The following is a 13,196-nucleotide window of genomic DNA, read 5'->3' as shown; positions in this document are numbered from 1 at the left end:
CGGCCTGCGGTCCTCACGGGAGCAGCAGGCCCCAGTAGAAGGCCCACGGGATCATCACCGCGCCGCCTGCCACCAGCACGCCCAGCCGTACCCGCTCGGAGCGGCCGGACGCGCGCCGCCAGGCGAGCGCGGTGAGGACGGTGGCGACGGCCGCGGTGAAGGCCAGCGCCTGCAGCAGCAGCCAGAGCACCGGCCGCCCCGCCAGGACGGGGCCGGGAGCGGCCAGCTTGCCGCCCGTCATGAGCAGGTACATCACGTAGCCGAATCCGCCCAGGCTGACGGCGAGGCCGGAGAAGGCCAGCACCCGGGGCGCCCTTCCCGACGGTACGGAGGTGCCCCTGATCCTGCGGACCAGCGCGGTGATCGGGTAGGCCAGGAAGGCGACGACGAACAGCACGAGCGCGGCGGTCTGGACGGGAGCCGACTCCCACCAGGCCGGCGGCGGGGTCTCGACGGTCAAGGAGGCCTGGCTGGCGCGCGGGCCCTGGACGGCGTCCTGGGTGCGCGGCGCTCTGCCCTCCGCGGCCTGCTTCACCCATGAGCCGACCAGGTCGGCGTAGCCGGGGGCCAGTTCGGGGAGCCTGGTGACGCCGCCGTCAGGGCTCTGGTGGACGGCGTGGTCGGCGCCGGCGAACATGCGCATGGTCACGTGCCCGTTGCCGCCGCGCGCCAGAGCCCCCGCCATCAGTGGCGGTGTCTCTGCGGGCGGGGTCAGCAGGTCGTGCGTGCCCCAGACGGCCAGGACGGGCTGGCGCACCCGGCCGAGCGTCGGCAGCGGGTCGAACCACGGCTCGGGGAACAGGCCGCCGTCGGCGATCGCCCTGTACATCGTCGGCACGGTCCTGTCGGCCAGCGGGCCGGACACGCCCGCCTTCTTCAGGCCCGCCGACACCGCCCACGCCTGCTGGCGCAGCGGCTGGTGCGCGTTGGCGCCGACCAGCACGACGAAGGCGACGTCAGAGGAGCGGCCGGCGGCCAGCGGCGCCACCCAGCCGCCCTCGCTCAGCCCCCACACGCCGACCTTGGCGGGATCGACGCCCGGCTGGGCACGCAGCGCCTTGACCGCGCCGAGCGCGTCGTCGGCGAGTGTCGAGTAGGAGCGCTCGAACAGGGAGTAACCCTCCGACCGCTTGTCGTAGACCAGCACGCTGAGGCCCCGCCTGGCGAACTCGGTGGCCTCGGTCATCAGCTTCGTCCTGGGCGTGCCTGTTCCCGCCCCGTGGACCAGGACGAGGCCGGGCCTGCCGGCCGCGCTCTGGCCGGAGGACAGGACCGTCCCGTGCAGGGTGAGCCCGCCGCCGCCGGTGAAGCTCACCTCCTTCGCGACCAGCCCGTCGGGCACGGGCGCCGCCTGCGCGGCTGTCGTGGGCGCGGCCAGCGCGATCAACGCCGCCGCGATCGTCACCAAGAATCGGTTCATACCGCCGACAGTAGTCTGCAGAGACCTCTCGGCAAAGGTTTCTCTGCAGATATCCTTCTGGAGTATTAGGCTGCTCCTCATGAAGGATGACAAGCCGTGGGTGCTGGACGATCCGGGCAGACTGAAGGCGCTTGCCCATCCGATGCGCCGGGCCATGCTGCGCCACCTGGGGCTGCACGGGCCGGCGACCTCCACCACGCTCGGTTCGCTGCTGGACGCCAAGACCGGCACCACCAGCTACCACCTGCGCCAGTTGGAGAAGTACGGGTTCATCGAGGAGATCGTCGAGCGCTCGGCAGGACGTGAGCGGTGGTGGCGGCGCGTGGAGACCGGTGACATCCGGCTGCCGCTGCCTGCCGAGCTCGCGCCCGAGGACCGTCCCGTGCTGGCCGAGTTCCACAGGATCGGCTACGAGGAGGACAAGGGGATCCTGCTCGACCTGCTGCCCGCCGCCTACGAGGCCGATCCGGCCTGGGTGAAGGTCTCGAGAGGTCTCGGCAGGATGCGGCTGGAGGAGCTGGAGGCGTTCTTCGAGGAGTACATCGCGCTGATGAAGAAGTACAGCCACGGGGCCGCCGACGTCCCGCCGGGCGCCAGGCCCCTGTACCTGCGTCTGCTGGCCCTGCCTGCGGACCTGCCCGCCCCGCCCGCACGGGAGGAGTGACCCGAACGGCCACCCCGCCGAGTGACTGGCTGTGATGCACCGATAACGTATTGTATGGGGCGATCGGGACCGGAAGCGGGGGAGGGCGCGCATGCGCCGTCGGGACTTCGTGGCGGGGGCACTGGGCGCGCTGGCGTGCCTGAGCGGCTGCGGCACCGAGCCGGGCCGTCCCACGCCCAGGTTCTTCTTCGTGGCCGGGGGCGCCGCGTGGGAGCCCGTCGCCGAGACGCTCACCGGCCTGCTCGACCCCGCCGACCTGGCGCAGGACGGCACCCGGCTCACCGTCACGGGGCTGCCCGCCCTGGCCGCCGCCGAGATGAACAGGGTCGGCGAGCGGGGCACCCCGCTGGCCAGGCTCATCGGGGACGTCGAGGTGCTGGTGGTCCCCGGGAAGTCCCGCTTTCGCGACTTCGACGCCTTCGCCGCGCACCTGGTGGCCTCTCCGGCAGAGACGGCCCTGGTGGGCAGGAAACAGGGCGAGTCGGACCACCTGCTGTTCGGACTGGTCGCGCGAGGGCTCGGCGCCGACGCGAGAGTGCTCGACTACGCCGGCTACCCCACCTGCGCCGACGCGGCCGACGCGCTGCTGGCGGGGAAGGCGGGGGTGGCGGCGGGCCCGCTGGGCCAGTGGCGCGAGCGGATCGGCGAGGGCAGGCTGCGCGTGCTGGCCGTCTCGTCGGCCGAGCGGATCGACGGGATCGACGCGCCCACGCTGCTGGAGTCGGGGGCCCGCGTCGACTTCACCGACTGGAGCGCGGTGCTCGGGCCCAACGATATGGGCGAGCGAGAGAAGGCCAGGGCGGTCGACCTGCTCGACGAGGTCGTCAGGTCCGAGCGGTGGCTGAAGGCGTGCCGCGTGAAGGGGTGGACGCCGATCCCCCTCCTCGGCGACGACTTCGGCGTGTGGCTCGGATCCGAGACCGCGAGGACACGCACGGTGCTGGGCGAGCTCGGCCTGCTCGACACAACCTGTGGGCGTGGTTGCGTCGGCGGCCACTAGATGTAGGATCCTGGACGTCGCTGGTTCGCCCCCTCGCAAAGGGGCGGAGCAAAAGGGAACCTGGTGCGAGACCAGGACTGCCCCGCAGCGGTGAGCGGGAACGACCGCCGTCATGGAAGCGACGGCCAGTAGGCATGTGATCAGCGCCCGCGAGTCCGAAGACCTGCCAGCGGTATGACCTGTCCAGGGCCTCGAGGGAGGGCCCGGGGGTGACGCGGCATGCCCGCGTGCTCTCGCCTGCCCTCACGAGGATGAGCTCGCGAGGAGAGAGCGTGACACAGATCGTTGAGGTCGACCGCAGGCTGGCCATTGAGGAGGCCGCCGCCAGGGTGATCGCCGACCCTGAGAACTCGAAGGTCGCCGCCGGACTCCTGGCCGAGGAGATCGCCGACGAGACCGCCACCCACGGCGTGCGCACCTTCTCCGAGTCGGTCGCCGCCACCCACGCGGCGGGCCTGCTGCAGGACGGCCTGGCCGCCTTCGTGAGCGCTCACTCAACCGAGCTGGACGCGCTGATCGACGAGAGCGCCGACGACCGGTTCGAGTACTTCGGCCTGCGCACCGTCTACGACCGGTACCTGCTGCGCCACCCCGAGACCAGGCGGGTGCTCGAACGGCCCCAGCACTTCATGCTGCGCGTGGCGTGCGGCCTGTCCGCCTCCGTCGCCGAGGCCGCCGAGCTGTACGCGCTGATGTCCACGCTGTCGTACCTGCCGAGCTCGCCCACCCTGTTCAACTCGGGCTCACGCCGTCCGCAGCTGTCGTCCTGCTTCCTTCTCGACTCGCCGCGCGACGAGCTCGAGGGCATCTACGAGAGGTACGGCCAGGTGGCCAGGCTCTCCAAGTACGCGGGGGGCATCGGCATCTCCTGGACCAGGGTCCGCTCCCGCGGCTCCCTGATCAAGGGCACGAACGGCCACTCCAACGGCATCGTGCCGTGGCTGCGCACCCTCGACTCCAGCGTCGCCGCCGTCAACCAGGGCGGCCGCCGCAAGGGCGCCGCGTGCGTCTACCTGGAGACCTGGCACGCCGACATCGAGGAGTTCCTGGAGCTGCGCGACAACACGGGCGAGGAGGCCAGGCGCGCCCACAACCTCAACCTGGCCAACTGGGTCCCCGACGAGTTCATGCGCCGCGTCGAGGCCGACGCCATGTGGTCGCTGTTCGACCCGAAGCGCGTGCCGCACCTCACCGACCTGTACGGCGAGGCGTTCGACACCGCCTACCGGGCCGCGGAGGCCGAGGGCCTGCACACCCGCCAGATCCCCGCGCGCACCCTCTACGGCCGCATGATGCGCACGCTCGCCCAGACCGGCAACGGCTGGATGACCTTCAAGGACGCCGCCAACCGCGCCTCCAACCAGACCGCCCGCCCCGAGAACGTCATCCACCTGTCCAACCTCTGCACCGAGATCCTCGAGGTCACCAGCGACGGCGAGACCGCCGTATGCAACCTCGGCTCCATCAACCTCGCCGCCCACCTGGCGGGGGAGTCGATGGACTGGACGCGGCTGCGCGCCACGGTCAGGACCGCGGTGCGCTTCCTGGACAGGACGATCGACCTGGGCTTCTACCCGACGCCCGAGGCCGAGGCCGCCAACCTGCGCTGGAGGCCGATCGGGCTGGGCGTGATGGGCCTGGCCGACGTCTTCTTCTCGCTGCGCCTGCCCTTCGACTCTCCCGAGGCTCTCGCGCTGTCCACGAGGATCGCCGAGGAGATCGCGCTGGCCGCCTACGACACCTCCGCCGACCTGGCGGTCGAGCGGGGCCGCCACCGGTCCTACGGCGACACGCGGGCCGCGGCCGGCGTGCTGCACCCCGACCACTACGGCCTCGGCTCCTCGCCCGCGTGGACCGCCCTGCGCGAGAAGATCGACAGGACCGGGCTGCGCAACTCCCTGATGGTCGCCATCGCGCCGACCGCGACGATCGCCTCGATCGCGGGCTGCTACGAGTGCATCGAGCCTCAGGTGTCGAACGTCTTCAAGCGCGAGACCCTGTCGGGTGAGTTCCTGCAGGTCAACAGGTATCTGGTGACCGATCTCCAGCGGCTCGGCCTCTGGACCCAGGAGATGCGCGACGCCGTCAAGCGGGCCGACGGGTCGATCCAGGACATCGCGGGCATCCCCTCCGAGCTGAAGATCCTCTACAGGACGGCGTGGGAGCTGCCGCAGAAGGCGCTCATCGACCTGGCGGCGGCGCGGACGCCGTACATCGACCAGTCGCAGTCGCTCAACCTCTTCATGGCGACCCCCACGATCGGGAAGCTGTCGTCGATGTACGCCTACGCGTGGAAGCAGGGGCTGAAGACGACGTACTACCTGCGCTCGCGCCCGGCCACGCGCATCGCCCAGACCACCGTGCAGGCCCTGGTCCCCGCCGAGGCCGAGGCCGTCGCCTGCTCCCTTGAGAACCCCGAGATCTGTGAGGCTTGCCAGTAATGCTGCTCGACCCCGGCATGGACCTGACCCTGCGCCCGATGCGCTACCCCGACTTCTACGAGCGCTACCGGGCCGCCATCCGCAACACCTGGACGGTCGAGGAGGTGGACCTGCACAGCGACCTGGCCGACCTGGCCAGGATGACGCCGCAGGAGCGCCACCTCATCAACCGCCTGGTCGCCTTCTTCGCCACCGGCGACTCCATCGTCGCCAACAACCTCGTGCTCAACCTCTACCAGCACGTCAACGCGCCCGAGGCCCGCCTGTACCTGTCGAGGCAGCTGTTCGAGGAGGCGGTGCACGTGCAGTTCTACCTGACGCTGCTCGACACCTACCTGCCCGACCCCGACGAGCGCGTCAAGGCCTTCGCCGCCGTCGACAACATCCCCTCCATCCGCGACAAGGCGGAGTTCTGCTTCCGCTGGATCGACACCCTCGCCGACCTGCGCAGCCTGGAGACCAAGCAGGACCGCAGGGCCTTCCTGCTCAACCTCATCTGCTTCGCCGCCTGCATCGAGGGCCTGTTCTTCTACGGCGCCTTCGCCTACGTCTACTGGTTCCGCTCCCGCGGGCTGCTCAGCGGCCTGGCGACCGGCACCAACTGGGTCTTCCGCGACGAGTCGATGCACATGGAGTTCGCCTTCAGCGTCGTCGACACCGTCAGGGCGGAGGAGCCCGACCTGTTCGACGACAAGCTCGGCGAGCAGGTCACCCTGATGCTCGAGGAGGCGGTGGCCGCCGAGCTGGCCTTCGCCCGCGACCTGTGCGGCGACGGCATGTCGGGAATGAACGTCGACCAGATGCGAGAGTACCTTGAGTACGTCGCCGACCAGCGGCTGCGCCGCCTGTCCATGCCGATCAGGTACGGCACCGCCAACCCCTTCGGGTTCATGGAGCTGCAGGACGTCCAGGAGCTGGCGAACTTCTTCGAACGCAGGGTCTCGGCATACCAGGTGGCGGTGGAGGGCAATGTGACCTTCGACGAGACATTCTGAGACATTAGGGGGCATGACTGTGTCGCCGACGGACTGGCTCCTCCTCATCGGGTCCGTCTTCGCAGCCGTCGTGGGAGTCGAACTGGTTCGGCGGCTGCTGCTGAAGGCAGGCCGAACCTGGGACTTCATCGGACACCTCGTGCGCAGGTGCACCTGGCCCGGGTTCGCGGTCGCGGCGGTGGTGGCCTTCAACGCCGCCTTCACCCCCAACATGGTCAGCAGGTCGGCCGAGCCGCTGGTCGAGCGGTTCATGGGCGTCATCACCATCGCCGTGGTCACGTGGCTGGTGATCCAGGCCGCCTACGCGGTCACCGACCTCGTCCTCGACCAGCTGGAGCGGGTCGAGGAGGACAACCGCAGGGCCAGGCGGACCAGGACCCAGATCGCCCTGGTCCGCAGGGTCGCCGCCGCGGTGATCATCGTCATCGCCTTCGGCGCGGCGCTGTTCAGCTTCCCCGAGGTGCGGGCGCTCGGCGCAGGACTGCTGGCCTCGGCGGGCATCTTCGGAGCGATCATCGGCATCGCGGCGCAGTCCACGATCGGCAACATGATCGCCGGGCTGCAGCTCGTCTTCAGCGACGCGCTGCGGCTCGACGACGTGGTCGTGGTCAACGGCGAATGGGGCAGGATCGAGGAGCTCACGCTCACCTACGTCGTGGTCCGCTCGTGGGACGAGCGCAGGCTGGTCTTCCCGGTCTCCTTCTTCACCCAGAACCCGTTCGAGAACTGGACCAGGCACGGCAGCAGGGTCATCGGACACGTCTACATCAGGGTCGACTGGTCGGTGCCGGTCCCCGAGCTGCGTGAGGAACTGCACCGCTTCATCAAGGACCACCCGCTGTGGGACCAGAAGGACTGGACGCTCCAGGTGACCGACGTCCTGCCCAACGGCCTGGTGGAGCTGCGCGCGCTGATGAGCGCGGCCGACTCGGCCTCGGTGTGGGACCTGAAGGCCGACGCCCGCGAGCACCTGGTGGCCTACCTCAGGGCCAACCACCCCCACGCGCTGCCCCGTTTCAGGGTGGAGAGCTCCTCCTACGGCGCGTTCGCCGACTCAGGACCCGGGGGCTGGCCGAAGGACCCGCGTGGCGCCCGCGATCAGCGCGGTGGCCAGAACCCAGCCTGACACCACCAGCGTCCAGGCCACCCAGGCCGTCCACCCCGCCGGCTCGTAGGCGCCGCGCACCTCGAACACGCTGACCGGCACCAGCAGGTCGAGGCAGTAGACGAAGGGGGTGAACGTGCGCACCTCGTCGGGGTCCACCTGGACAGGCGGCACCCTGGTGAAGATCGCCGTTCCCGCAGCCAGCAGGAGCGCCGCCCACAACCCCGCCAGCCATGAGCGGTAGCCGTAGCCGACCATGAGGTCGAGCAGCCGTCCCCACGCCCTGCCGGGCGCGCGCAGCGTGCCGCGCCGCTCGCGCTGCTTGGCCAGCAGCACCCGCCGCGCGTCGGGCTCGTGCCCGATGCGCCGGTACCACGAGGCCAGCTGCTCGTACGGCTGGGGCCGGTACCCGTCGGGGTCGCGGCGCAGCCAGTCGAGCCGCTCGGCCACGGTCCACTCGCCGCGCAGGGTCTCGTAGCTCAGCCCGTTGAGCTGCACCTGGCCCGGATAGGCGTCGGGCGCGTCGAGCAGCACCCCGAAGCGGGAGTAGCCCAGGTTGACCTCGCCCACGACCTCGTCGGGCCGCATGATCACCTCGTCGGCCTGCATGTGGCTCAGGTGCAGCGCCCGCCCCTCGGCCCGCACCGAGGCGTGGTGCAGGGAGAGCACCCCGTCGATCCGCGCGCCGCGCATCCTGACCGTGCCCTCCGCCGTGAAGCCCCGGCTGAGCTCGACCGTGCCGGCCGTCACGAAGTCGGCGTTGACCGCGCCGACGTGGGCGCCCTCCAGGTAGAGCCCGCCGGGGAAGTCGCCGCCGATCAGCCGGAGGGCGCCGTCGGCGCGCAGGCCGCGCAGGAACGTGCCGCCGCCCACCGACAGCCCTCCCGCCCACAGCGCCCACTCGTGCATGGTGTTGCCGGCGTCGCCCTCCGGCTCGCGGACGTCGCCGAAGGCCGACTCGGAGGTCGTCGTGCGGCGCGGCGGCGCGGTCAGCACCGCCCTGGACAGGCGGCACTGCCCCTCGACGCGCGCGTTGTCGAGGCGCACGCCCGCGTGCACCGTGGAGCCGTCGAGCTCGAACAGGCCGTCCACCCGCATCCGCGAGCCTCTGAACCTGGCCAGCTCGCAGCCGCGCAGCCGCACGCCCCTGGTCGTGGCGTCGGTCAGGTCGACCGTCTCGGCCAGGTGGCAGTTGAGCAGGTAGAGCGTGGCGTCGATCGCCGCGTCGGACAGGTCGAGGACACCGGTCACGCGGGCGCCCGCCAGCCGTACCCCCGGCACCTGCCCGGGGGTGCGCTCGACCGCGCCGAGGAGCAGGGCGGCGATCACCTCGGCGCGCACCTCCCGCTCGCGCCCCCATCGGCCCGCCTGCGCGGGATCGTCGAGCTCCTTGTCTCCCTCCCGCAGATCGACCCACGCGCCGGTGGGGAAGGCCCGCCACAGGCGGCGTTCTGCGGGAGATAATCTGCGCACGCCAGAATTTTAATGTGTGGCGGTTTCGCGAATTGCGCTATTACCTTTGTGAGTGTTCGCGAGAGAGAAAGGTCCATTTCTTTCTCAGGTCTGACCGGCGGGAATGGCGCCCCCCGGCTGGATGTGAACGCCTTGAGCCCCGGGCCTGGACCCACGCCAGCCGTGCCCGGGGTCAGACGTCTGGTGGAACGGCGGGCCGGACCTTGAGGTCGGCGAGCAGTCCGGCCACCCGCCGGGCGCGCAGGGGGTCGACGGGCAGGACATGGCTCGTCCACCAGCGGGCCACCTCGGGGTCCGGCCCCTGCGCGACCAGGTCGAGATAGTCGCTCAGCGGCGGGTCGTAGACGAAGCCTGGCACGACGCCCCGCCGCTCCAGCTGGGCGACGACGGTGTCCCTGTCCTCGACCACCAGCGGCACCCGCAGCAGCGGCTGGGGTTCGGCGTGCCGTACCCCCTCGGCCGCCCACGGCGTCTCACGCAGCAGCCTGACCCCCGCCAGCCGGGGCTCCCGCTCGCGGTCGATCACCCTGAAGCGAGAACGCTGGTACCGGCGCAGGAGCGGGCCCTGCCGCATCCGCCAGTCGGCCAGATCGATGGACAGCCAGTAGTCGAGCGCGGTCAGCGCGTGCTCCATGTCGCCGTGTTCGCCGCCCTCACGGGGGTGGCCGAGGCCGTCGAGCGCCGCGCGCAGGTCGGGCTCGCGGGCGGGCAGGCGGTGTCCGGTCCACCGCACGAGGCCCAGACGCCGCAGAGCGTTCCACACCGGCCTGACCAGCCCGGTCCTGTAGATCGTCTCCCTGATCACCGGACGCAGGACCGCGGGCAGCTGGCGGCCGGGGACCAGCAGCTCGTCGCGCGCGGCCGCCAGGGCCTGCAGGTCCGCGGGGTCGGGGCAGGTGAGGAAGCCTCCCGACATCGCCCTGCCGTGCTTGGCGAGGCTGAAGACCCCCGCCGCCCCGAACGTGCCCGCGGGGCGGCCCCGCACGGTCGTCAGCATCGCATGCGCGGCGTCGTCGATGATCGTCACTGCGTGCCGCGAGCAGGCCGCCGTGAGCGCGTCCATCCGGTCGGGCTGGCCGTACAGGTGGGTGGTGAGCACCCCCGAGACGCCGCTCCAGTCGACGGCCTCGACGTCGAGGTTGCCGTCGCGCCACGAGACCGGCGCCATCACCGGGGTGAGCCCGGCCGCCAGCACCACGAACAGCACGCTCTCGCAGTTGGTCGGGGCGAGCAGCACCCGCTCGCCGGGCCTGAACCAGTGACGCAGCGCGAGGAGGAGGCCGAACCTGGCCGACGGCACGTGGAGGCAGTCCTGCCCGATCCTGTCGCGCATCATCGGCCCCTGGCGGACGCGCGTGTCCCGTACGCGCGAAGCAGCTTGTCGGCGGCCCTGTAGAGCACGGGGGTCTCGAGCACGAACCTGCGCGCGAGCCTCACGGGTTCGTGACGCGCGCGGTGCACGGCGGCGCCGAGGGTGCGGCGGCGCACGACACCCTCGCCGACCGGCGCGCCGTGGCTGCGCAACGCCTCCTTGTACTCCGAGCCCGTGCCGATGCCGAGGTCCATGGCGCCCAGCCCCGCCGCCGCGGCGGCCTCGGCCATGCGCAGGTGCTGGATGAGGCCGGGGGAGTACTTGGCGAAGGAGGGGTCGTAGGCCGGGAACCAGCCCACGAGGACGGAGTCCGAGCGCAGGCCGAAGTGCCCGGCGACGGGCCTGCCGTCGACGTACATCATCGACAGCGGCCCCGCGAAGGACGGCGTGTCGATGGCGTGCAGCCGCTCGGTCAGCTCCACCACCCACGGCTTCGCGAAACGGTCGGCGCGGCCCATGCGGCGGTACTGATCGGACTTCCACCTCCGCAGCGTGCGGAAGTCGTCCGGCTCGCGAGAGGCGAACGTGAAGCTGATCTCGCCCGCGTCCCTGCCGAGCTTGCGCTCCTTGTACAGCGTGCTCTTGTAGAACTTGGGCGAGCGCCCGGCCAGCGCCCGGGAGTACTCGGCGTAACCCGCCGAAAGGTCGAGGACCACGCTCTGCTGCGAGAGCGTCTCGTACGGCGCGAACCACGGCTGCCGCTCGACCAGGCAGCCGAACTCCCACACGTGCAGGCCCAGCCCCTGGAGCAGCGCGTCGGCGTCGAAGGCGGCGCCCGGCCGATGGACCACGCCCTGGCACAGCGACACCCAGTCGCCGATCGCCGACCCCACTCCTCTCGCGCGTAACTCGAACGGCAGGAAGCCGGCCAAGCCCTCCTCGTCGCTCAGGATCCCGACCCGCGCGGACGGGCTGACCTCGCCCATGGCCAGGGTGAACTCGGGGCTGAGGAAGGGGTTGGCCAGATGTGGCTGCGCGGCCTGCATGCCGCGCCAGGCGCTGAGCTCGTTCTCGCCGAGCTCGTCGGGCCGAACAACCGATACGGAGTGGTGCTTCCTGTCGAGCTGCTGCATGACCCACCTTGTTAGGAGACGACGGCGACCCTGCGAAGATGTGGCACGACGGCGAGGGCCACCACGGCGTTGGCCGCCAGGACCGCGTAACCCACGCCGGTGACCCCCGCGAGGGGGAAGAGGACCGCGATCAGTCCCAGCATAATGACGGCGAGCCCGATCTGGACGATCGCCAGCCGCCTGGCCTGGCGCAGCGTCCTCAGCGTGCTGAGGTGGATCTCGATCAGGATGCCGGGCAGCACCCCCAGGGCCATCAGCCGCAGCAGCGGCGAGGTCGCCTCGGCCAGCTCCGCGCTGAAGACGGTCAGGATCAGCGGCGCGGCCAGTGTCACGATCGCCACGATCGGCACGACGATGAGCACGGTGCGGCGCAGCGCGTTGCGCACGCTGCGGGCCAGCTCGGCAGGGTGGAACGATCCTTCCACGGTGAGCGAGACCGCCATGTTGGCCGCCAGCAGGCCGATCATGCAGCCCAGCGTGTGGGTGACGGAGAAGTAGCCGAAGACGGTGGCGTCGTTGAGCCAGGCCGCGATCAGCACGGGCACCAGGTAGAGCGTCAGCAGTAACGACAGCGCGCCGGGGAAGTCGCCGGCCAGGAAGCGGCCGATCTCGCGCAGGCGCGGCGGGTCGTCCTCGGTCCGCTCCACGTGCCGGGGGATGGCATGCCTGAAGATGAACCAGTTGATCGGGATCAGCGCCATCGCGGTCGGGATGATCCACGACAGGAAGATGCCGCCGAACAGCCCGCCCTCGGGCAGCGCGAACGCCAGGGCCGCCAGCAGGACCATCTTGACCAGCCCGAAGCCGAGGCTGTTGGCCGGGACCCAGACCGCCCTGCGCAGCCCCGCCAGCGTCACGTCCTGCAAGGTGAAGATCGTCCAGACCAGCACGGAGACGAGGAAGAACAGGCCGGGGCCGAACCCGCCGAGCTGGGCGTAGGCCGGGCCCCACAGCGGCAGCGTCAGCAGGAACCCCAGCGCGGCCACCACCCCGGTCGCGCCCGCCACGCCGTAGCCGCGCAGCACGAACTCGGAGGTGCGCCGCCCCGCCACGGGGATGAACCTCGCCATCGCGCCCACGAACGCCAGCCCGGTGAGGGAGGAGAACAGGCGCATCGCGCTGATCATCGTCTGCCCCTCGCCGAAGGCGGCGGGGGAGTAGAGCCTGGTGGCCAGCACCCAGTAGCCGAGGCCCAGCACGGCGGTGATCGCCGTGTTGATCATGAGCGCGTAGGCCTGCAGGAACAGGGGGTTGCGCAGGTCCTTGCGCAGCCGGTCGGCCAGCGTGGGGGTGGCGGCGGCGTTCGGCATGGACCCATCCTCGCGTGGGCCGCTTGCGGCGGCCTTGCCCGGTACTTTCATCCGGTCGTCGTCGCCGGGGACCTCGCTCGCCATGTCGACCATCATGTCCGAAGATCGGCGGCCTGTAGCGCATCGTGAGCCACTCGTTATCCACCGTGATCCGGCGGCCCTGGCCGCCCTCGCTCCTGTGTACCAAGCCGCGGTGCCGTACGGGGCCGCGACCGGGCGCCGCGGAACTCGGGCGCAGGCTGCGGCTGGCGCCGGTGGCCCTCAGCCGGGCCCGGTGGCCGATGCCGCCGGCCACCGGGCTGCACCGGGCTGCACCGCCTTCCGCCGCCCGGCTCCCGCGACC

At 71.2% G+C, this 13,196-nt stretch carries 10 protein-coding genes and 1 riboswitch; of the genes, 5 read left to right on the top strand and 5 right to left on the bottom strand.

Annotation, left to right across the window (positions count from 1 at the left end; all coding sequences use genetic code 11):
* Nucleotides 1-13 precede the first annotated feature (13 nt).
* Nucleotides 14-1,420 carry an alpha/beta hydrolase family protein gene (locus tag FHR33_RS10075; protein ID WP_183645691.1) on the bottom strand — a complete coding sequence of 469 codons (1,407 nt, stop codon included), beginning with the start codon at nt 1,418-1,420 and terminating at the stop codon, nt 14-16.
* A gap of 79 nt (nt 1,421-1,499) precedes the next feature.
* On the opposite strand from FHR33_RS10075, the gene FHR33_RS10070 reads away from it, so the two are divergent.
* The 5 genes from FHR33_RS10070 to FHR33_RS10050 all read left to right on the top strand — a co-directional run bounded on the left by FHR33_RS10070 (nt 1,500) and on the right by FHR33_RS10050 (nt 7,646).
* Nucleotides 1,500-2,084: an ArsR/SmtB family transcription factor gene (locus FHR33_RS10070; protein ID WP_183645690.1), complete on the top strand. Its 585-nt coding sequence runs from the start codon at nt 1,500-1,502 to the stop codon at nt 2,082-2,084.
* 91 nt (nt 2,085-2,175) lie between these two features.
* On the top strand, nt 2,176-3,084 hold the full coding sequence (locus FHR33_RS10065; RefSeq protein ID WP_183645689.1) for a tripartite tricarboxylate transporter substrate-binding protein: 909 nt from the start codon (nt 2,176-2,178) through the stop codon (nt 3,082-3,084).
* Nucleotides 3,085-3,088: 4 nt separating this feature from the next.
* Nucleotides 3,089-3,269: riboswitch (cobalamin riboswitch) on the top strand.
* Nucleotides 3,270-3,356: 87 nt separating this feature from the next.
* Nucleotides 3,357-5,525 (top strand): ribonucleoside-diphosphate reductase subunit alpha, encoded by a 2,169-nt coding sequence (locus tag FHR33_RS10060; RefSeq protein WP_312895451.1) that lies wholly within the window; start codon nt 3,357-3,359, stop codon nt 5,523-5,525.
* A complete protein-coding gene (locus tag FHR33_RS10055) occupies nt 5,525-6,520 on the top strand; it encodes a ribonucleotide-diphosphate reductase subunit beta (protein ID WP_183645687.1) in 996 nt (331 codons plus the stop codon). The genes FHR33_RS10060 and FHR33_RS10055 overlap by 1 nt, the downstream gene beginning before the upstream one ends.
* Nucleotides 6,521-6,533: 13 nt before the next feature.
* Nucleotides 6,534-7,646, top strand: a complete 1,113-nt coding sequence (locus FHR33_RS10050; RefSeq protein ID WP_183645686.1) for a mechanosensitive ion channel family protein — start codon at nt 6,534-6,536, stop codon at nt 7,644-7,646.
* Here FHR33_RS10050 and FHR33_RS10045 read toward each other — a convergent pair.
* The 4 genes from FHR33_RS10045 to FHR33_RS10030 form a co-directional block, all read right to left on the bottom strand.
* Nucleotides 7,575-9,098: a hypothetical protein gene (locus FHR33_RS10045; RefSeq protein WP_183645685.1), complete on the bottom strand. Its 1,524-nt coding sequence runs from the start codon at nt 9,096-9,098 to the stop codon at nt 7,575-7,577. The genes FHR33_RS10050 and FHR33_RS10045 overlap by 72 nt on opposite strands.
* A gap of 172 nt (nt 9,099-9,270) precedes the next feature.
* On the bottom strand, nt 9,271-10,431 hold the full coding sequence (locus FHR33_RS10040) for a DegT/DnrJ/EryC1/StrS family aminotransferase (RefSeq protein WP_183645684.1): 1,161 nt from the start codon (nt 10,429-10,431) through the stop codon (nt 9,271-9,273).
* Nucleotides 10,431-11,543, bottom strand: coding sequence for a GNAT family N-acetyltransferase (locus FHR33_RS10035; RefSeq protein WP_183645683.1), 1,113 nt, complete (start codon nt 11,541-11,543; stop codon nt 10,431-10,433). Before FHR33_RS10035 ends, FHR33_RS10040 begins: the two co-directional genes overlap by 1 nt.
* A gap of 11 nt (nt 11,544-11,554) precedes the next feature.
* Entirely contained in the window at nt 11,555-12,937 is a 1,383-nt protein-coding gene (locus FHR33_RS10030; protein ID WP_183645682.1) for a lipopolysaccharide biosynthesis protein, read from the bottom strand.
* Nucleotides 12,938-13,196: the final 259 nt, after the last annotated feature.

Source organism: Nonomuraea dietziae, from assembly GCF_014195505.1.
GTDB lineage: Bacteria > Actinomycetota > Actinomycetes > Streptosporangiales > Streptosporangiaceae > Nonomuraea > Nonomuraea roseola.
The sequence above is the reverse complement of the archived record's forward strand: the minus strand, read 5'-3'. Positions and strand labels throughout refer to the sequence as shown.